Source organism: Mesorhizobium sp. P2_E10, assembly GCF_056404235.1.
On record NZ_JBFUEK010000020.1, the window covers coordinates 47,488 to 67,492 of the forward strand.

At 62.3% G+C, this 20,005-nt stretch carries 22 protein-coding genes; 3 read left to right on the top strand and 19 right to left on the bottom strand.

What is annotated here, in order from left to right:
* Positions 1-2 precede the first annotated feature (2 nt).
* From arcC to AC1D0N_RS28760, 7 genes are all read right to left on the bottom strand, one after another.
* A complete protein-coding gene (arcC, locus tag AC1D0N_RS28730) occupies positions 3-950 on the bottom strand; it encodes a carbamate kinase (protein ID WP_477249662.1) in 948 nt (315 codons plus the stop codon).
* Position 951: 1 nt separating this feature from the next.
* Entirely contained in the window at positions 952-1,953 is a 1,002-nt protein-coding gene (gene argF / locus AC1D0N_RS28735; RefSeq protein ID WP_477249664.1) for an ornithine carbamoyltransferase, read from the bottom strand.
* A 17-nt stretch (positions 1,954-1,970) separates the two neighbouring features.
* A complete protein-coding gene (locus AC1D0N_RS28740; RefSeq protein ID WP_477249666.1) occupies positions 1,971-3,185 on the bottom strand; it encodes an arginine deiminase in 1,215 nt (404 codons plus the stop codon).
* A 13-nt stretch (positions 3,186-3,198) separates the two neighbouring features.
* Positions 3,199-4,665 (bottom strand): arginine-ornithine antiporter, encoded by a 1,467-nt coding sequence (gene arcD / locus AC1D0N_RS28745; protein ID WP_477249668.1) that lies wholly within the window; start codon positions 4,663-4,665, stop codon positions 3,199-3,201.
* 277 nt (positions 4,666-4,942) lie between these two features.
* Positions 4,943-5,539 carry a cytochrome b/b6 domain-containing protein gene (locus AC1D0N_RS28750; protein ID WP_477249669.1) on the bottom strand — a complete coding sequence of 199 codons (597 nt, stop codon included), beginning with the start codon at positions 5,537-5,539 and terminating at the stop codon, positions 4,943-4,945.
* Positions 5,517-5,795, bottom strand: coding sequence for a PepSY domain-containing protein (locus AC1D0N_RS28755; protein ID WP_477249671.1), 279 nt, complete (start codon positions 5,793-5,795; stop codon positions 5,517-5,519). The genes AC1D0N_RS28750 and AC1D0N_RS28755 overlap by 23 nt, the downstream gene beginning before the upstream one ends.
* A 129-nt stretch (positions 5,796-5,924) precedes the next feature.
* A complete protein-coding gene (locus AC1D0N_RS28760) occupies positions 5,925-6,053 on the bottom strand; it encodes a hypothetical protein (RefSeq protein ID WP_477249673.1) in 129 nt (42 codons plus the stop codon).
* Here AC1D0N_RS28760 and AC1D0N_RS28765 point away from each other — a divergent pair.
* Positions 6,052-6,549, top strand: a complete 498-nt coding sequence (locus AC1D0N_RS28765; RefSeq protein WP_477249674.1) for a sulfocyanin-like copper-binding protein — start codon at positions 6,052-6,054, stop codon at positions 6,547-6,549. The two genes, AC1D0N_RS28760 and AC1D0N_RS28765, sit on opposite strands and share 2 nt — an antisense overlap.
* A gap of 155 nt (positions 6,550-6,704) precedes the next feature.
* Here AC1D0N_RS28765 and AC1D0N_RS28770 read toward each other — a convergent pair whose 3' ends face one another.
* From AC1D0N_RS28770 to AC1D0N_RS28795, 6 genes are all read right to left on the bottom strand, one after another.
* Positions 6,705-7,295, bottom strand: a complete 591-nt coding sequence (locus AC1D0N_RS28770; protein ID WP_477249675.1) for an NAD(P)H-dependent oxidoreductase — start codon at positions 7,293-7,295, stop codon at positions 6,705-6,707.
* 32 nt (positions 7,296-7,327) lie between these two features.
* Positions 7,328-7,714 (bottom strand): hypothetical protein, encoded by a 387-nt coding sequence (locus AC1D0N_RS28775; protein ID WP_477249677.1) that lies wholly within the window; start codon positions 7,712-7,714, stop codon positions 7,328-7,330.
* 84 nt (positions 7,715-7,798) lie between these two features.
* A complete protein-coding gene (locus tag AC1D0N_RS28780; RefSeq protein WP_477249679.1) occupies positions 7,799-9,052 on the bottom strand; it encodes an MgtC/SapB family protein in 1,254 nt (417 codons plus the stop codon).
* Positions 9,053-9,066: 14 nt separating this feature from the next.
* The gene (gene trxC / locus AC1D0N_RS28785; protein WP_477249681.1) at positions 9,067-9,516 is read right to left on the bottom strand and encodes a thioredoxin TrxC; all 450 of its coding nucleotides are present in this window, start codon (positions 9,514-9,516) and stop codon (positions 9,067-9,069) included.
* A 28-nt stretch (positions 9,517-9,544) separates the two neighbouring features.
* On the bottom strand, positions 9,545-11,398 hold the full coding sequence (locus tag AC1D0N_RS28790; RefSeq protein ID WP_477249682.1) for a heavy metal translocating P-type ATPase: 1,854 nt from the start codon (positions 11,396-11,398) through the stop codon (positions 9,545-9,547).
* Between the two features lie 31 nt (positions 11,399-11,429).
* Entirely contained in the window at positions 11,430-11,816 is a 387-nt protein-coding gene (locus tag AC1D0N_RS28795; protein WP_477249683.1) for a DUF302 domain-containing protein, read from the bottom strand.
* A 155-nt stretch (positions 11,817-11,971) separates the two neighbouring features.
* Here AC1D0N_RS28795 and AC1D0N_RS28800 point away from each other — a divergent pair, with 155 nt between their 5' ends.
* Positions 11,972-14,653, top strand: a complete 2,682-nt coding sequence (locus AC1D0N_RS28800) for a bifunctional acetate--CoA ligase family protein/GNAT family N-acetyltransferase (RefSeq protein WP_477249684.1) — start codon at positions 11,972-11,974, stop codon at positions 14,651-14,653.
* A gap of 22 nt (positions 14,654-14,675) precedes the next feature.
* Here the strand turns inward: AC1D0N_RS28800 and AC1D0N_RS28805 are convergent, their stop codons facing one another.
* Entirely contained in the window at positions 14,676-16,229 is a 1,554-nt protein-coding gene (locus AC1D0N_RS28805; RefSeq protein ID WP_477249686.1) for a bifunctional aminoglycoside phosphotransferase/ATP-binding protein, read from the bottom strand.
* Between the two features lie 54 nt (positions 16,230-16,283).
* On the bottom strand, positions 16,284-16,682 hold the full coding sequence (locus AC1D0N_RS28810; protein WP_477249688.1) for a c-type cytochrome: 399 nt from the start codon (positions 16,680-16,682) through the stop codon (positions 16,284-16,286).
* Between the two features lie 177 nt (positions 16,683-16,859).
* On the opposite strand from AC1D0N_RS28810, the gene AC1D0N_RS28815 reads away from it, so the two are divergent.
* Entirely contained in the window at positions 16,860-17,696 is an 837-nt protein-coding gene (locus AC1D0N_RS28815) for a universal stress protein (RefSeq protein WP_477249690.1), read from the top strand.
* A 100-nt stretch (positions 17,697-17,796) separates the two neighbouring features.
* Here AC1D0N_RS28815 and AC1D0N_RS28820 read toward each other — a convergent pair whose 3' ends face one another.
* The 4 genes from AC1D0N_RS28820 to AC1D0N_RS28835 all read right to left on the bottom strand — a co-directional run.
* Positions 17,797-18,243, bottom strand: coding sequence for a pyridoxamine 5'-phosphate oxidase family protein (locus tag AC1D0N_RS28820; protein ID WP_477249692.1), 447 nt, complete (start codon positions 18,241-18,243; stop codon positions 17,797-17,799).
* 11 nt (positions 18,244-18,254) lie between these two features.
* The gene (locus AC1D0N_RS28825; RefSeq protein ID WP_477249693.1) at positions 18,255-18,959 is read right to left on the bottom strand and encodes a phosphoribosyltransferase; all 705 of its coding nucleotides are present in this window, start codon (positions 18,957-18,959) and stop codon (positions 18,255-18,257) included.
* 30 nt (positions 18,960-18,989) lie between these two features.
* Positions 18,990-19,424 carry a DUF2267 domain-containing protein gene (locus tag AC1D0N_RS28830; RefSeq protein WP_477249695.1) on the bottom strand — a complete coding sequence of 145 codons (435 nt, stop codon included), beginning with the start codon at positions 19,422-19,424 and terminating at the stop codon, positions 18,990-18,992.
* A gap of 181 nt (positions 19,425-19,605) precedes the next feature.
* Positions 19,606-20,005, bottom strand: a 400-nt coding sequence (locus AC1D0N_RS28835) for an aminotransferase class I/II-fold pyridoxal phosphate-dependent enzyme (RefSeq protein WP_477249697.1), incomplete at its 5' end; no start/stop codon positions are given.

Genomic DNA, 20,005 nt, shown 5'->3' on the forward strand with positions numbered 1-20,005 from the left:
CGCTACGCACTATTTCCGAAAGTCTCGATGAGTGATGCCGGAGCGCTGGCTTCGAACCACGTGCCGCGTTCACCCCTGACGATCTCGATCGCGTCATCGAGCTTGCCGATCGCTGCAGGCCTGCCCGTTGCATCAGCGAACTCGATTGCGGCGCTGACCTTCGGCCCCATGGAGCCGGCCGCAAAATCCCGCCCGGATATCTCCGTCGTTGCAACCCGACGGAGCGCGTGGGCGGTGGCGGCGCCGTAGTCGGCATAGACCGCATCGACATCGGTCAGCATCAGCAGCATGTCGGCCTTCAATTGACGCGCAAGAAGCGAGCTTGCCAGATCCTTGTCGATGACGGCCTCCACGCCGCAAAGACTGCCGTCGTCGCGGGCTATCACCGGAACACCGCCGCCACCGGTGCAGATGACGATCACGCCGCGCTCGACAAGAAACGAGATCACGGAGGCCTCCAGGATCTCCAGCGGCTTGGGCGAGGGCACAACACGGCGCCATTTGTCGCCATCGGGCGCAATCTGCCAGCCGCGTTCGTTGGCCAGCCCGCGGGCTGTTGCCTCATCGTAGACCGGGCCAATAGGCTTCGTCGGGTGAGCGAAAGCCGGATCGTGCGGATCGACCTTCACCTGTGTCAGCAGGGTCGCAAAAAGCCTGTCCTTGAGAAGGTTGCCGAGTTCCTGCTCGATGACGTAGCCGATCATCCCTGCGCTCTCGGCGCCAAGCACGTCGAGTGGAAAAGTGCGGCCATCCGAGGTTGCCGCTGCCTGCAGAGCCAGAAGTCCCACCTGCGGACCGTTGCCGTGTGTGACCACAATCGAATGCCCTTCGCCGACGAGTTTGGCCAGCACGGACGCAGCGCGCACGATGTTGGCGCGCTGGTTCCCGGCCGTCATCGGTTCTCCGCGACGCAAGAGTGCGTTTCCGCCGAGCGCAACGACGATAAGCATGTCAGTTGCCGATCGTGGCGACGAGCAGGGCCTTGATCGTGTGCATGCGGTTTTCGGCTTGGTCGAAGACGATCGACGCAGCCGACTCGAACACCTCGTCGGTGACCTCCATGCAGTCGATGCCATATTCCTTCGCCACGAAGGCGCCTATCTCGGTATCGGTGTCGTGGAACGCCGGCAGACAATGCATGAATTTGACATGAGGGTTGCCCGCGGCCGCCATCACCTCGCTGGTGACGCGGTAGGGCGTCAAAAGGCGAATGCGCTCGGCCCAGCCCGATTTGTCCTCGCCCATCGACATCCACACGTCGGTGTAGATGAAATCAGCATCCTGGACACAGCCCGTCACGTCTTCGTCGAGGCGGAAACGGCCACCGCTGCGTTCGGCCAGATCCCTGACATGGGCGCAGAATTCCTCATCCGGCCAGAGTTCTTTTGGCGACGCGATGCGCATGTCGATACCGACCTTGGCTGCTCCGAGCGCCAGCGACAACGCGACATTGTCCCGGCCCTCACCGACAAAGGTGACGGTCATGTCCGAAAGATGCTTGTGCGTGAATTCACGCATGGTCATGAGGTCGGCGAGGATCTGCGTCGGATGCGCCTCGTCGGTAAGACCATTGTAGACCGGCACGCCGGCATGCGCGGCCAGCAATTCGGCCTGGTGCTGGCCAAAACCGCGATACTCGATCGCGTCGTACATGCGGCCGAGCACGCGGGCGGTGTCTTTCATGGATTCCTTGTGGCCGATATGGCTGCCGGTGGGGCCAAAATAGGTGACGTGAGCGCCCTGGTCATAGGCCGCCACTTCGAACCCCGTGCGTGTGCGCGTCGAATCCTTTTCGAAGATCAGAGCGATGTTCTTCCTGACAAGACGCGGGATTTCGTGACCGGCGAGCTTGGCAGCCTTGAGGTCCGCGGCCAGCTTGAGAAGAAAGCGGATCTCGTCGGCGGTGAGATCGTCCAGGGTCAGGACGGAGCGGCCATGAAGGTTGATCGACATCGGGACTACCTTTCGGGTCAAATCGGGTCGCGGACAATCGGACAGGTCATGCAGTGTCCGCCGCCGCGGCCGCGGCTGAGTTCGGCACCTTCGACCGTGATCACTTCAATCCCGGCACGGCGCAGCAGCGTGTTGGTGTAGACGTTGCGATCGTAGCCGATGACCACGCCGGGCTCGACCGCCACGACATTGTTGCCATCATCCCATTGCTCGCGTTCGGCCTCGTAGCGGTCGCCGCCGGTGGCGATGATGCGTAGCGATTTCAGTCCAAGGGCTTCAGCAACCACGGCCGTGAATGGTTTTGCCTCATCGGTGACCTCGACCGCCGCCACTCCATCGCCTGGCCGTAGCGAGAAAGTGCGCAACCGGTCGATCACCGCCGGATACAAGGTGACGAGGTCGCGATCGCAGAAGGTGAAGACGGTGTCGAGATGCATGAAACTGCGGTCCCGAGGCATCAAGGCGGCAATTATGCGCGTCGCCTCATCGGCCGCGAACAAGTTGCGCGCGAGGTCGCCCACGGCTTGCGGCGTGGTGCGCTCCCCCATGCCCACGAGAACCGTTCCACCACCGATCGGCATGACGTCGCCGCCTTCAAGGCTGGTACCTGTTCCCGGGTCCGGCGACACGAACGGGATGCCACTGTCGCGAAAGCGGGGATGGAAGCGATAGACGGCTTCGACATTGGACGCTTCCGGGCGTCTGGCGGGCCAGTACATGGAATTGACTGAGACCGAGCCGTAGATCCAGCAGGAACTGTCGCGGGTGAACAGCTGGTTTGGCAGCGGCGGCAGCACAAAGTCCTGGGGGGCGAGCGTCCTTCCGGTCAGGCCCTTGGGCTCGAAAGGAAGCTCCGCCCTGGCAACGCCCCCGACAAGGTAGGACGAAAGCAGCTCTGACGGCATCTCGTTGAGCCATCCGCGCAACTCGTCGACCATGTCCAGCCCGACGATACCGGCGTGTACCCTGCGATCGAGAAGCCAGTCGCGGGCCTTGCTCAGGCTCATTGTCTCAGCCAGGAGCTCGCCGAAGGAATGCACCAGCACACCGCGTTCGCGCAGCGCATCGACGAAGACATCGTGTTCCTGGCGGGCCCGCTTGACCCACAGCACGTCGTCGAAGAGCAGCGCCTTGCAGTTTTCCGGTGTCAGCCTGCGCAGGCTGAGGTCAGGACGGTGGACCATCACCTCGCGCAGGCGACCGACTTCGGAATGGACACCCAGGTTCGTCATCGAACCAACCCTTTCAAAGTGGGCTGACGGCGCCAGTCCACATCTCGTAAACGGCGAGGATGGCGACGGCGACGAGGGCTGTGGCGAGCGCTGCTTCAACAGGGTGGAACACGCGCTGATTGGTTTCGCGGCGCGCCCAGATGTAGAAGATGATGCCGGGCGCATAGAGGATCGCGCACATGAACAGGTAGGCAGGCCCGGCCGCGTAGACGAGCCACAGCCCATAGACCGTCGCCAGCAACCCGGCAAAAAGCGGCCCGACGCGCTGCTCACCACCCTCGTAGCTCTCGCCGGTCAGCGCGAGCTTGGCCGCGTAAGCTCCAGAAAAGATGTAAGGAACCAGGATTGCGGCGGACGCGATGTAGAACAGCGCCTGATAGGTGCTCTGCGCGAAAAGCGTGATTACCAGGAAGGCCTGAACGAGGAGATTGGTGATGAGAAGCGAGATCGACGGCACGCCGCGCTCGCTTTCGCGGCCGAAGAATTTCGGCATCGTGCCGTCCTTGGCGGCGACGTGCGGAATTTCGGCCGCAAGCAGCGTCCAACTGAGGAACGCGCCGATCACGGACACGACAAGGGCGATGTTAATGAGGATGGCGCCCCAAGGGCCGACAACCGCCTCCAGGACACCGGCCATGGATGGGTTCTTCAGCGCGGCGAGGTCAGGTTGGTTCAGGATGCCGAGCGACAGCAGCGACACCAAGGCATAGAGTGCGAGGCAGGTGAAGAAGCCGAGAACTGTCGCGGTGGCGATGTCCTTGCGGCGCTCGGCACGGCCGGAAAAGACGCTGGCGCCTTCGATGCCGATGAAGACCCACAGGGTTACCAGCATGGTGCTCTTTACCTGCGCGGTGATCGAGCCGAGACTGGCGTTGCCCAGACCGGTGAAGTCGAGCGACCAGACTTGCAGCTTGAACGCGACGGCCACTACGCCGACGAACAGGACGATTGGAGCAATCTTTGCCACCGTGACGATGAGGTTCACCACGGCGGCCTGCCGGATGCCGGCAAGAACCAGGACGTGGATCAGCCACAGCAGGACCGATGCGCCGAGCACCGCTTGCCAGGTGTTTCCGTCGCCGAAGGCGGGAAAGAAATAGGACAGGGCGCTAAACACGATCACCGCGTAGGAGACGTTGCCAACCCAGGCGCTGATCCAGTAGCCCCAGGCGCTGTTGAAGCCGATGAAGGGACCGAAGCCGGCCTTGGCGTAGGCGTACGGCCCCGCATCGAGCTCGGGCTTGCGGGTCGCGAGCGACTGATAGACGAAGACCAGCGCCAGCATGCCGACCGCGGTGATTGCCCAGCCAATCAGGATTGCGAGGGGACCAGCACCTGCCGCCATGTTCTGCGGCAGGCTGAACACGCCGGACCCGACCATGGAACCGATCACCAGTGCGGTCAGGGAACCCAGTCGAAGTTTCGTTGGTGCGGCGGTCGCGACTTTCGGTACAGGGATGTTGAAATCGGCCGTAGTCATGATGCTCTCCCCACTTTGAAGGCTCTGATGGGAGGCAACAGACAAGAAATCAGCACTAGCTGCCTTGATACCGGTCAAATCCGTCTGCGAGCGGCAAATGGCAAGTTTGGGGTTCCTGGGCGCCCGGGAAAAGCGCTCGCTCATCGCTTGCACGTGTGTCCGATCCACTTGCCCGATGTCGCATGGATGGCTTTCGCCGCCGCCGAACGAATGGCGACCGACTTGCGCCCCCGAGATCGTCGAGGGCGCGCGAATCGCTTGGCGCCTTGACAGATCGTCAGGCTATGTCCGTGGGCTCGGCTTTGCGTTTTCGCCCGGTGATCATGGCCCGGACCAGGTTTTCGCGATGGCGAAAGCTTGCCAGCGCGACGCCGCCCATATGGAAGAGGACCAGCAGGAGCAGGCCGTGCGCGACGAGGCTGTGTGCCGTCTCGACCCACGACACGCCGAAATAGGCGTCCGTCGTCATCAGCCATCCGGTCATCGCGGTTAATCCCATCGCCCCAATCAAGACGATCACCATTGCGCCGCCGGCCGGATTATGGCCGATGTAGCGGGCTTCTCGACCGCTCAGCAATGCTGAGAGGTAGCGCAGCACTGTTGCCGGATCACGCACGAATTGCGAGAAGCGCGCATAGGGGGTGCCCAGAACGCCCCACAACAGCCGCATCGCGACCAGCGCCGCCGCGGCATAGCCAGCCCAATGATGGATGCCCTCGGAGGAATGCGAGGTCAGCCAGGCCGTGACGAAGCTGAGCACCAGCGCCCAGTGAAAACTTCGCACGACCAGGTCCCAGACGCGCACCATCTCTGGCGATGACCGCGCGTCCATGACCATCGAACCGTTCGGATCAATTTTCGCCGGCTTCGGCATTGTCGAGCTTTTCAAGGGTCTCGGCATTGTAGGCCAGGTTCACCTTCTTGCCGGCCTTGTCGACCGCATAGACTTCGTAGCAACCCTTCTCGACCTTGATCTGGCGGACGGTGAGTCCCTCGCCAGTCAACTGCGCCTCGAGCGTTGCCTTGGGCTTGAACTGTGATTTCGGGGCGGTGCTGCAGCTGCCGCCGGCGGCGAACGCCGGTCCTGCAACCATGCCGGCGAGAGTGGCGAGAACGAGTGTGCGATACATGATGGCTCCATTCGGGGGGGTGGGCGCGGATGTTGCGCCTGCGGTTGGGATTTCGATCGGTCGTGTCAGACGGGTATTTCACCGTCATTGGTGCGACATAGCCAATTCAACCTGACAACTGGCTGACAGCTACATTGGCGCGCCGATGGGCTCGCGCCGGTCGGTTTGATCTGGCGCAAGGACGGCGGGTGACGCGGCGAGCAGGATGACGGCCAGGATGTAGAGCACTTCTGCTGCTGTCCTGAAGGAGATCGCCATGAAAACCCTATCGAGGAGAGTTGCGCTCGGGCTTGCCGCCGCAATGCTCATGGCCGGCAGTGCCGGCGCCGTTCGGGCTGCTTCGCTTGTCGAGATCTCGCTGTGGGACAAGGGCGCGGGTACTGAGATGCCGATGGGGCTCGCCTATGCGGCGCCGGGACTCGATCTCGCCAAGGCGACCATGGGCATCAAGGCTTTGCCGGGTGCCGTGAAGGCCGGGGAGGTCACATTCAACGTGAAAAATGACTCCAAGGACACCGTTCACGAAATGATCGTGATGTACCTTGCCGAACCCGGCAAGCCGCTTCCTTACCTTGAGGCCGAGAACCGGGTCGACGAAGACAAAGCCGGCGACAAGGGCGAGGTGTCGGAGCTCGATCCCGGCAAATCAGGCTCTCTGACCGTCGAGCTGAAGGCTGGAAAATATCTGCTTATCTGCAACGTGCCAGGTCACTATGGGGCGGGCATGTGGGCTGAGTTCACCGTCGATCCATAGGCCCTGAACCAGGCTCCATGCCTAGAACTGTCGCAGTCTCGGCAAGCTTGCCGGGATCGCCAGTCTTGTCGCTTTGGCCGCCGCACAACAGCAAGTTAACCCCTAAGGCAAGGTCAACACGAGATACGTGCCGCGATTGAAATTCACAACGAGCACTATCTGGCCCGTTCACCCAATCCACGCATCTGGCTGATCCACTTCGCGCGGGTCGCGTCGCTGGCGCCAGCGGCCATGCCGAACAAGGTCTCGCGCACCGGGCTGATGCCGACAAAATGCAGAATGCTTCGCTTCATGCCGGCGATGCCGTGTCCGAGGAACCATAGCCGATAGACAACGGAAGGCATGGCCATCGTCACCACGACGCGCGCAGAGCGGCCGCGAAGCAGTGTCTTGGTGAAGCCGCCGCCCTTGTCCGGGTAAGCAAAGGCCGTCCCTGGCCGCATCACCTGTTCCAGGAATGCCTTGAGCAGAGCCGGCATGGTGCCCAGCCACAGCGGAAAGACGAAGACGATGTGCTCGGCCCACACGATCGCCTCGGCTGCATCCTTCAGCTCGTCGGGAACCGTACCATGTTCGAACTCCTGCATCGTCCGCAGCATCGGAAAATCAAGCGCTGCCAGATCGACCCTCCGGACCGCGTGCCCCGCCTTTTCCGCGCCCTCGCCATAGGCGTTGGCAAGACCGCGGCAGAGCCGGTCCGGGGACGGGTCAGGATGGCCGACCACAATCAGGATGCGTCGCGACATGGTCTACTCCCAGCGAGCGCGGCGGTGCCGCGTCAGGGGCGCTCGACCCTTGCCACCTGGTAGGTGTGCATGGCGCCGTTGCGTTCTATCGATACGTACTCACCGGTCACAAACCGTTCGTCGCCGAGATGGAAGCCGATCTCGTCGTCGCGATCGCCGTCGGCATAGTCGAAATACCACTGTCCGCCGGGCTTGCGTCTCAGCCGGCCAATCAGATCCTCGTCGCCGGTGCGAAAGCGACGAACACGGCAAGAGGCCCTGTGCGACTTCCATTCGTCGGCATCGATCCGGCCTTCGCCGGTTAGTGGAGCGAGCATGTCATAGCCTTCTTCGCGGTCGCCTTCCGGGTGGCCCTTTTCACGCGCGAGCAGCAGCCGGATATTGCGGAATTTCGGAGTGAGGTCGTTCAAACTGGTCATGGCGAACTCCTTTCACGGAGTTTCATAGAGCGGTGGCCGGACCTGGCCCTTGATCCGCATCAAAGAGGCTCGAGAACAGCACTTCTATCCAGGCCCGAGCAACAGCAGGGCGCAGATGCCCATGGTCGCGGCGATCACGGTTGTGACGGCCAGTGGCAACCAGAACCTGACCGGACCGGCAAATACTGCGAGTGACAGGCGACCGATCGCGTTTGCTGCCAGCGCCGCGAGCACGGCCTGGCCCACGGTCTCGACGGACACGGAATGCTTGACCAGGCGCAGCGCGCCAAGCACCGAGACATCGACATCGAATGCGCCGGCCAGGGCCGAACTCGCCAGCAGGCCGCGTCCACCGAATTGAGCGGCCAGACCGGCACTTGCGGTCGCGACGACTGCAAAGAGCAAGGCGAAGAGCAGCAACGGACCCAGTTCGAATGGATTGCGTGCGATGGTGCTGCCTTCACTGTCCCCGCTGTCGCGGGTCAGCAGCAATGTTCCGCAGACAGCGAAGGCGAGCGCCGCGGCAATCGCCGGTATGGCGATCGAAACGAACACGCTTGGCTCGATGAGCAGAACCACGGCGCAGACGCGGAGCACCGAAACCATTGCAGCCAACGATGCCGCCCCGGCGAGCGGTAGCGGATTGTTCGCCGAGGCGGCGTTGCGGGCAAGCGCCAAGGTCACGGCGGTGGAAGAGACGATCGCACCGGCGAGCGAACTGACCAGCAGACCACGCGTATTTCCCAGAATGCGAACCGCCACATAGCCGGCGAACGAAATCGAGGCCATCAGCACCGTCAGGAACCAGACTTCCCAAGGGTTGAAACCGCCCCACGGGTCCATCGTCCGGTTTGGCAGCAGGGGCAAGACGATCGCCGTCATCACCGCCAGGATCAGCGCCGAACGAAGTTCGACCCAGGTCAGTCGCTTCAAAAGACCGTGCAGGACCTCGCGGCTGGCCAGGATTGCTGCCAATGCCGCCCCACCGGCTGCAGCAGCCCGATAATCGCCGGCGACGGAAAGCGCGCCAAGGGCAAAAACGCCCAGGCCCGCGATCACGCTCGTGACACTGAAATCCTCATCATGGACTGCCTCGCGGGCCTTGTACCAGGCGAAGATTGCCGCAAAGGCGATGAACCCGCCGACCAGCACGGATACCGCGCCGAGTGCGTTGGCGAGTGCGGCGAACACGCCGCCGAGCAAGCCGGAAATACCGAATGTCCGGATGCCGGCCGTGCGACTGCGATCGGGTGCATCCCGCTCCTGCCAGCCACGCTCCAAGCCGACGAGAAGACCTATTGCAAGGGCCAGTCCAAGCCGGGCAATGAGCGGATCCATTGGCGCGGCGACTTTCAGGCGGCGACCGTCGGCAGGCGGTCGCGAACCCACCTGACGATCTGCCCTGCCGTCATTGCGCCCGATGTGCGCGCGACTTCGCGCCCGCCATGAAAGAGGATCATGGTCGGAATGCTGCGAATGCCGAGCCTGGCCGCAACAGCCTGCTCATTCTCGGAATTGAGTTTGATCAGGCGGACATGCGGCTCCAGGTCACTTGCGGCTGCTTCATATGCCGGCGCCATCATCTTGCAGGGGCCGCACCAAGGTGCCCAGATGTCGACGACAACCGGCAGGCTGCTGCGCGCGATCTGATTATCGAAGATGGCGGCATCGACATCTTCGGGATGCCCCGAAAACAGGCGGTTCCCGCACTTTCCGCATTTCGCTTCCATGGCATTGCGGCCCGGTGGCAGGCGGTTGACCCCACCACATTTGCTACAAACCACCAAATTCTGCTGTGCCATGGCCATTTACCGATTTTGCTCTCAACCACTATGCGCGCCACAGATGTCCATCGCCAAGGGTGCGCAACGCGTTCAGGATAACCGCCACGTCAATCCCTTCCTGAAGCAGCGCTCCGGCAACCGGGGTGATCTGCCCCATGGCTGCTGCGATCATTGCCAGCCCCGACAGCGCCAGCCCGGCGATGATGCTTTGCAAGGCGATCGATCGCGTTCGCCGTGCAATCCGAACTGCATCGGCGACGGGCTGCAGCCTGTCGGTCAGCACGATGACGTCCGCTGCCTCGGAGGAGGCGGTGGCACCACGTGCGCCCATGGCGACACCGACCGTTGCAGCCGCCAGGGCAGGGGCATCGTTGATGCCGTCGCCGACCATCATCGTCGGCGCCAAGGCCTTCTCGGATTCGACCGTCGCGACTTTTTCGGCAGGAGTTGCATCGGCGACAATGGCGTCGAGGTCGAGCCGGGCGGAGACGCGCTTGGCTGCGACGCTGTCGTCCCCTGTAAGCATAATCATGCGCGCAATGCCGGCCGAGCGCAGCTTGCCTAGTGCATCGTGCGCATCAACACGCAGGGTGTCGCCGAACGTGAAAACTCCGGCAAGCCGCCCGCCGAGCGCTACAAAAACCCTCAGCACCGGCTCGTCACGGTATTTTTCTTCGCCGCTTTTTGCCCATCTGGGCAGCGGCCTGTCGGCGAGCACGAGAGCCCGCGATCCCGCGACGATCGACATGTTGTCGACCCGGCCCTTCAGGCCCGCACCGCGATGCTCGTGGACGTCACGCGGATGCGAAAGCATCAGCTGTCTGCCGCGCGCCGCCCGGATGATCGAGTCGGCGAGCACATGGTGCGAAGCCTGTTCCAGGGACGCCAACACCTGCAGCAATTGGTTCGCTTCACGGCCATGTGCGGCTTCGATTTCGATGAGCTCGGCGCCGCCTATGGTCAGGGTCCCCGTCTTGTCGAAGATTGCGGTTCGGACTTGCGCAAGGGCTTCCAGAGCCGCGCTGCCTTTCATCAGAATGCCTGCTCGCGCGGCGCGGGACACGCCGCCGATGAAGGCAACCGGTGCCGCAAGGATGAGTGGGCAAGGTGTCGCGACCACCAGTACGGCCAGCGCCCGGATTGGGTCACCGGAGATGTACCAGGCGGAACCGGAAACCAGCAAAGTGGCTGGCAGCAGGAACAGGGCGAAGCGGTCGGCCATGCGGATGAACGGGGATTTCGCCGTCTGCGCTGCAGCCACCATGCGTACGATCGCGGCATAGGTGCTCTGCTCTGCCAAGGCAGAAGCCCGCATGCTGAAGGCCTCGCCCGCATTGATGGTACCGCTGCGCAGCATAGCGCCCGCTGTCCGCCGTTCCGGCAGCGGCTCACCGGTCACCGCCGACTCGTCGAGCGAGGCCGAAGCATCGAGCAGGATGCCGTCGACGGGAAGCAGTTCGCCGGCCCGGACCAAAAGCTCGTCGCCAACGGCAACGTCTTCCACGGAGATGGTCTCTGTACCCAGCGTTGACGTCCGATGAGCGACACGCGGTGACCGGTCGGTCAATGCCTTGAGGTTGCGCTCCGCGCGCCCGCGGGCGAAATCCTCAAGCACCGTGCCCCCGGCATACATGATCGCCACCACTACTGCCGCCAGGGGTTGACCGAGCAGCAGCGCGGCGGTCATCGATACCAAGGCAATCGCATCGACACCGAAGCGGCCTATCCAGAAATCACGCAGAATGGAAATGGCGAGAGCCGCCACCACGGGCAAGGTCGCCACCGCCCAGATCGTGTCGGCTTCAAGAGGGCCGAGCCCCGTTCGCCAGGCTCCGATTCCAACGGCGAGACCCAAGATGGCAATGACCAGCAAAGCGCGCCGCAGAGCCGACTCGTTCATAAGATGTCCCACACCCTTGATGGCCCTGGCGCTAGAGTTCGTGCACCATCTCCTCGAGCAGGCGCCGCACGTCGTTCGCGACCTGCGCAAGCTCGCGATTGCCGATAGCGCCCATTGAAGCGACCGGATCCACCGCTGCGACCTCTACCTTTCCTGGTTCGACCTCAGTGACGATGACGTTGCAGGGCAGCATGGTTCCGATCTTGTCTTCGGCCTGAAGCGCCCGCCATGCGAAATGCGGATTGCACGCACCCAGGATAACATAGGGCCTGAAATCCGCGCCAAGCTTGGCCTTGATGGTCTGCTGGACATCGATCGAGGTCAGAACGCCAAACCCCTTGCTTGCGAGCTTGTCGGTCACGTGGTCGATTGCCGCTGTGAACGGCATGGCGACGATCTTGCTGAAATAGTAACTCATCTAGCTCTCCAATCGTTGATCGCAACAGCTCGTCGCCACTTTGCGAGTGACCTAGCGCAAGAGCTAATCGCGATGACCGGAGAACGCTTTGATCCAACGCAACGAACGGGCAAGATCGGCTGGCGATGATCGCCCACGAACAGGAGACATGACGGGTGACGATCCGAAATCTCGAATATGCGTTCGCTCCGAAGTCGGTTGCCGTGTTCGGGGCATCGGTGCGTGACGGTTCCGTCGGTCGTGTCGTTTTCGACAATATCGTCAATGGCGGGTTCGAGGGCGAGATCTGGCCGGTCAACCCGAAATATTCACAAGTGGCTGGTCGACGTTGCTACGCAAAGGCGGCCGATCTTCCAGGCGTTCCAGATCTTGGTGTTATCGTTACGCCGCCAGAGACTGTTCCCGGCGTCGTGCGCGACCTCGCTGAAAAGGGCACGCGGGCGGCCGTCGTCATCACCGCCGGGTTGACGCGCGGGAACGGCCTGCGTCAGTCGATGCTCGACGCTGCCAAGCCGACGCTTTTCCGCATCATCGGGCCGAACACGCTCGGGCTGATGATCCCGCCTCTGAGGCTCAATGCCGGATTTGCGCATATGGCCGCCAAGCCTGGCAACATCGCGCTGCTGTCGCAATCCGGCGCCATTGCCACATCGCTGATCGATTGGGCGGCTGACAACAATGTCGGCTTCTCGCAGATCGTCTCCTTGGGTGACATGGCGGATGTCGACGTGGGAGATTGTCTCGACATGCTGGCGGGCGACATGCACACGCGCGCCATCGTGATGTATCTCGAAACAATACCCAATCCGCGCAAGTTCATCTCGGCCGCCCGTGCGGCGGCACGGGTCAAGCCGGTGATCGCGATCAAGTCGGGTCGGCACGAGCAATCGGCCAAAGCGGCCGCGACCCACACCGGCGCGCTTTCGGGGGCTGATCGTGTCGTCGATGCGGCATTGCTGCGCGCAGGCATCCTGCGCGTCAAAGGCCTGGCCGAGCTGTTTGATGCCGCTGAAACGATCGCCCGCTTCACTCCACTCAAACGGGCCCGCGTCGGCATTGTCACCAATGGCGGCGGAGCAGGGGTATTGGCCATCGATCAGCTGATCGACTGCAAAGGGGAATTGGCCGCGCTTTCAGCGGCCACTATCGAACGCCTGAACGTCGTATTGCCGCCGACATGGTCGCACGCCAATCCAGTCGACATCATCGGTGACGCCCCGCCTGAGCGGTACAAGGCCGCTGTCGAAGCTGTTGCTGCCGACCCCGGAACGGACGTCGTCCTGGTGATGAATTGTCCAACGGGGCTGGGTTCGCCGCTTGCCGCGGCAAGCGCGGTTGGGGAACTCGCAAGGGAAGGGATGATCGCTGGCAAGCCGGTCCTGACCTGCTGGCTCGGGGAGCACACGGCGCGCGCCGGGCGGCAAATCCTTCAGGATGCCGGCATTGCCAGTTTCGAAACGCCGGCTGACGCGGCAACGGCCGTCTCCTACCTCAGCGAATGGTCGCGTGCCCAGCGGGCATTGATGCGCACACCGTCAAGCCGCAGCGAGGACATAACGAGCGATCGGGAAGCCGTTCTCGCCATATTCAGGCAGGTCGCGAGGGAGGGGCGGCGAATGCTGACCGAGCCCGAAGCCAAGGCAGCAATTTCCGCCTACGGCATCCCGGTGCCCGAAACGGTCGTCGCCAGATCTCCTGCCGAAGTGGAAGTGGCAGCCGTGCGGCTCCTCAAAACGTCCGAACGGATTGTCGTCAAGTTGCTGTCCAAGGCGATCTCGCATAAATCGGATATTGGCGGGGTGGTGCTCAACATTGCCGATGCCGCAGCCGCCGGAGCTGCAGCACGCGCAATCGAGGCGCGCGTGCGCAAGCACGCACCGCAGGCCGATATTGAAGGCTATGCCGTTCAGCCGATGGTGGCGAGAAAACAGACGCAGGAACTCATCCTCGGCATGAGCCAGGATCCGATCTTCGGGCCGGCCATCCTGTTTGGAGCCGGCGGCGTCGCGGTCGAGGTGATGGATGACACAGCGATCGCCTTGCCACCGCTCGACGACGTTCTTGCCGGTGACCTGATCGCGCAAACGCGGATCGGCCGCCTGCTTGCCGGTTTTCGCGATCGCAAGCCGGCCGATCGGCAATCGATCGTTGCTGCCCTCAATGGCCTGTCGCAGATGACCGTCGACTTTCCGTGCCTCGTTGCGGTGGATATCAATCCGCTGCTGGCCGACGCCGAGGGCGTGATTGCGCTCGACGCCCGCATCGAGATCGAGCCGGAACGCGTGGAAAAGGCGGGGCCGAACCCCGCACTTGCCATCAGGCCTTATCCATCGGGTTGGGAGAAGGCATTTGCCGGAGGCGGCACGCACTATCACATCCGGCCGATCAAGCCGGCCGACATCGCGCTCTATCCGCAATTCCTTGCCAGGATTTCGCCTGACGATCTGCGGCTGCGTTTTCTGTCGCCGCGAAAAAGCTTCTCCGACCAGATGCTGAAGCGGCTCACCCAGCTCGACTACGACCGCAACATGGCCTTCGTCGCTCTGGAGACAAGCACTGGCGCTTTGGCGGGCATCAGCCGGCTTTCCTGCGATCCGGACCGCTCCGTTGCCGAATACGCCTTACTGGTGCGCACGGATTTGCAGGGTCACGGCCTGGGTTGGGAATTGCTCGGCCAGATCGTCGATTATGCAAAGGCCGACGGGATCGGACGGATAGAAGGCATCGTGCTCAGCGAGAACACGAGGATGCTGGCCATGTGCCGCGAATTCGGCTTCTCGATCGCCCATCTTCCCGACGACCCTGGCCTTGTCGAGGCCCGGCTCCAACTGCGTTAAGGTCGATCACCAGCCGTGCCCTTCAGGAGGCCGTGCGCAGGGCTTCGGATGCATCAGTCTCGGAAAACCTCCTCAGCTCTGCGACGATGTCGACAAGCTTCCGGTCAGCATTGATCTTGCGCCAGCTTGATTGGGTGGCGTTTCGCTGCAATTGTCGCGTAAGGATATCTATGGTGGCGTCGGAAGGTCCCCCCTTGCGCTCGCTGACCCGTTGCCAGAGAACAAGCGGATCCGCGTCCAGCCAGAACCCGGCGACAGCCACGCCCCTGTCTTGTGCCGCCTTCTCGATACGGTCACGATCGGACGGCCTGTCAAACACGGCGTCAGCGACAATCGATCCGCCCTCCGCAAGGATCAGGCCGGCCCGCCATGCCATTTCGCGATAAACCCGCTTCGAAACCCCCGGACGATAAGCCTTGTCCGGCAGCCGTGTTTCGGCCGGCACACCGTGCATGGCCTTGCGGATACGGTCGCTTTCGACAATGCGGGCGCCGGGTGGCGCACCAATGTGGGGGGCGAGCGCCTCCGCAACGGTCGTCTTGCCGGAGCCACTCAGGCCGCCGATGGCAACGAGCCGCGGCGGTGTTTCCTGGAGCAATCTCCGGGCAAGGTCGAAATAGGATCTGGCCTCGGCACTCAGTTTGTCGGAGTCGGCGCTGCCTTCCTCGACCTGCGTTGCGGTGACATGGGCGCGCACGGCCGCCCGCACCGCCATGAAAATGGGCAGCAGGACGAACCCATCCTCGTCGTCGGCTTCGTCGAGATAGCGGTTCATCACAAGATTGGCGAGCTGCGGAAAACCGCGATGCCAAAGGTCCATCAACAGGAAGGCAAGGTCGTACAAAACGTCGATGCTGGCGATCTGGTCGTTGAATTCGATGCAATCGAAGAGGCGGGGCTCGCCGTCGAAAAGGCAAATGTTGCGCAGATGCAGATCGCCATGGCACCGGCGGACCTTGCCCGCGGCTTCCCGGCGGTCGAGCAATCCTGAATGCCGGGCGAGGGTTGTGCGGAAGGCCTTGGCAAAGCTCGTGACCTCTGCTTTTGCGAAGACGTGGCTGGTGGCAAAGCCAGCCTCGTTGATGTCGAGCACGCCAGCCAGATTTGACGAGCCGCTGCCATTGTGGATCGTCGGCGCGGCACGGTGGTAGCTGACGATCATGCGCGCAACGGCGGTCATCAGCGCCGGCGTCAATTCTCCGGCAGTTGCCATACGATCGAGGAGCTTCGACTGGTCGAAGCGGACCATCTCGATCGCCGCATCGACCATTTGGCCGGTGCCATCGAAAGCCAGTTTGCCGTCGGCCTCGCGCGTGATGCGACGCACACCCAAATAGAGGCCGGGTGCGGTCTTCGAGTTGAGCTCGACTTCCTTTTCGCAGGCCGCGAGTCGCAGTCGCGGCGTCGAGAAATCGACATAGGGCAGCTTGACGGCGCGTTTCATCTTGTAGGCGCGCTGGCCAACCAGGAAGATGCGCGAAATATGGGTCTCAATCACCTCGACGGACCCGGTCTCGCCGTATGTGGCCGGATTGCGCAGCAATGCAGTTACGGCCTGCTGGTCTTCAGCGATCATCGTCGGCCTCCTGCTTGCCTGAGCGGTAAGAGCCAAGGACGATCCCCTTGGATGCTATCGCTGCAATGTCTGGACATAACCTGCCAGGTTGTGGATCCGTTCCGTTGTCACGATTTCTCCGCCGTTTGGGCCGTATTTCTTGACATCGTCGGGGAGGAACTGGCGACCCCAGACCGGCATATCGCGCTCGCCATGCTCCGGAACCATGGCGCGGCCGTCGATCATTGCAAAGACGCGCCAATACGGAAATTCGCCACCATTCTTTTTCGAGAGACGCGTCAGGTCGGCCGGGCGTTTCATCAACTCGTCGCCCAAGGGACCGTCGCCTTTGCCATCGACACCATGGCAGACCGCGCAGGAGTTCAGGTACTCCGCCTGACCGTAGCTCATTTCCTGCGCCGTTGACGCATTGAGAGCCAAGCTCGCGAAAACTGCCCCGATCAAAATCTTCATCTTCGTACCCGCCGATTGACTGGCGTCACCATACTACCCTCGGTGCGCACAGCCGTTGATCCGGATCAATTGGGTGCCACGCATGGTCTTTTGATTCAGCGCAATGAGCGCAGCGGCCCGTCTCGTTACGGTTGCATTCACGATTGAACCGAAACTCAAGAACCAGGAGCAGCCGCCATGGCTTTCAAAACACTTCTTGCGGTTACCGGAGCGAAGATGGGTGACGGCGATCTCAAACTGGCCGCCGGGCTCTGCGAGGAAGTCGGCGCCCATCTTGCCGTACTTGCCGTCGTCATTGCCGCGCCGCCGCCGGTCGGAGAATATGCTGCAATTGTCTCGGAAGCCTGGCTCGAGGAACGTCAGGCCGACATGAAGCAATTGGAGAAGCGAACCGCTTCTGTGTCTGCCTTTCTCGCCAGCACCGCGCTTTCGGCCGATGTCTCCAGCGAGTATCCGGAAGTCGGCCGTGCCGACGAAATTATCGGGCGCCGCGCCCGATATGCCGATGTTACCGTCGTCGGACCGGAATTGCTGACCAGCGAGACGCTGAAAGGCAAGGTGATCGAGGGCGCCCTATTTTCCTCCGGCAAGCCGCTGTTGATTGTTCCAGAGGGGACGCGAGCGACACTGAAGCCAAAGTGCGTGCTTGTTGCTTGGGATTCGCGCCTCGAGGCATCGCGCGCCGTCTGCGAGTCGCTTGAGATGCTGAAAGGGGCCGACGACGTGCGCCTCGTCATCGTCGACCCGATCGAAGACGAATATCACCATGGGGCCGAACCGGGCGCAGATGCCGCTACCTATCTCACCCGGCATGGCGTGAAGGTTACCGTCGACCGATTGCCGAGCTCGAACCAGTCTGTCGCCGACGTGCTTCGCCGGCACGCCGTGGACCTCACCGCCGAGCTGATGGTCATGGGCGCCTACGGGCATTCGCGGCTGCGCGAGCGCATCTTCGGCGGCGTCACCAGGTCGATTCTCGAGGATCCATCGCTGCCCGTCCTGATGGCGCGGTAGCGATTGAAAGCAGATGAAAGCAGAAAAGGGACGTCACAAAAAGGGGCCGGCGAGTTTGCGCCGGCCCGTTTTGTTCTTGGCAGCGAATGGGCTGTCCGACTTATTCGCTCGCTTCCCGGCCCGACACCTGCTCGATGAGGATCCGGAAGAAGACGTGGGGTTCACCATCGGCCGTGGGAGGAACAACCGGCTTAAGGGCGCCAGGCTCCCACCAGTCGGGGTGCTTGCTCAGCACTGACCACGCGTGATCGCGTTGTAGCTTGTGGCCGACCCGGTCAGGCAATTCTTCATAGCGGCCGTCGACAATCACGCTTCTCCAACCCCGGCCCTGGCCGCGCTCATCGACCTGGACCGATACAAGAGGGTTGGCTCGCATCCAGTCGATCTTCTTGCCGGGCATGGAAAACGCATAAAGATGAGCATCCGAATGGGCGTAGTAGAATGGCACGACGTAGGGTTGTCCGTCCTTTGCGCATGCCAGGCGACCGATGCGATTGGCCATCAGGATTTTCGTGCATTCCAAGGTAGAAAGCGCGCGGACCAGCATGACGTGATCTCCTATTCTTGAGTATTCCGTGGCACCGATTTCGTTGTGGCTTTCGCACCGGACCCGGCTGCGTGTTGTCCACTTCGGTGTTGCCTGCCCGTTTGCGCCCGACCAGCCTCGCCCATCGCAGCGACGACGTCGCTGTCCGAGAGCTGAGGAAACCGCATATAGTGGTAGCTCAGCGCACGGAACTGTCCTGGCTGACTAAGGCAAACCACACGATTCGCTTCCCGTGCCAGTTCAGCGACCGTCTCTTGCGGTGAAACAGGAACTGCCACGATGATTTCCCTCGGAGACCGGCGCTTGACGGCGCGGATCGCGATTTTCATGGTCGTACCGGTCGCGGCACCGTCATCGACGATGATCGCGGTCTTTCCCGCGATAGAGATCCGTTTGGTCTTACCTCGATATGCGGCACGCCGGCGTTCGAGTTCTGGACGTTCTTTGGCAATCAGGACACGTAGCTCGCCTTCATCGAGCGCATAGGCCTCGACGATCTCCCGGTTCAACACGACCTCCCCGGGGTCGCCATCGACGATTGCGGCGACAGCCAACTCGGGATTGCCTGGGGCGCCGACCTTGCGGACGATTAGCAGGTCAAGAGGAGCATTGAGAGCTCTGGCCACCTCCACTGCGACAGGCACGCCGCCACGTGGCAATGCCAGGACAACAGGCTGATACAGCTTAAGGTTGCTCAGCTCCAGGCCAAGCTTCACACCAGCGTCCTCCCGGTCTCGGAACATGGGTCAATCCACCGGCCACAATTTTCTGAGCGACTTCTTCATCGAGTTTCTGACCTGCACGACCTCGCCATGCGAAATGTGACGGTCGAGAAGCTTGAACACGGCGCTGATCGCGACGTCGAAATCGACCTCCTCATCGTAGCCGAAACTGTCTCTGACGCAGAGAACAAAGTCGCGCTTCGTGCGCTCATCCGCAGGCGCAGATGGAGTCCAGCCTTCGAAGTAGATGCCACGAATTAAAACAGGGAGTTGGGCCGAAAGGTCCGCCACTTCCGCTTGCGACAGCCAGTCCCGCACCGTGTGCAGAACAGATCTCAGAAGGCGGCACGCGCTCGGCTCGCTCCAGCAAAGATCCTTGGCAAGCTCGTTGACCCATTGCTGTGCCTGTTGGGCGGCGTGCGTGAAGTCGGCAAAGGACGTGTGAGAACTGTGACCCATGGCGATGCTCCTCGAACATTTGGGCTCCATTCTCGGGCATTGAAGAGCTTTGAGCATTGAGCAGGATCAAAACATTCAAAAGTGCGTAGCCCGATAGTGCTGTCACCGCCCCATCGATCAGATCGAGGAGCCGCACACCGGCTGGCAAAGGGACGAAGACCGTTTTGGCAGGCCGCGGCTTTCAGCCGCCAGATTTCTGCACCAGCAGCGGAATGATGCGGTCGCTCTTGGCGACCGACGGGCGGCCTGCCGAGCCGTAGGGGATGCCGAGCGCGTCCCAGGTCTCGACCAGCGCATCCTGCAGCGACGCGATCAGTGCATCGGTGTGGAACGGCGTCGGCGTGATGCGCAGCCGCTCGGTGCCGCGTGGCACGGTCGGGTAGTTGATCGGCTGGATGTAGATGCCGTGCACGCCGAGCAGGCGGTCGCTGGCCATCTTGCAGAGCTCGGGATCGCCGACCAGCAGCGGCACGATATGCGTCGGCGACTCCAGCACCGGCAGGCCGGCGGCAGCAAGAACCTGCTTTGTCAGCGTCGCCTGGCGCAGTTGCGCGTCGCGCTCGACCTGCGAACGCTTCAGG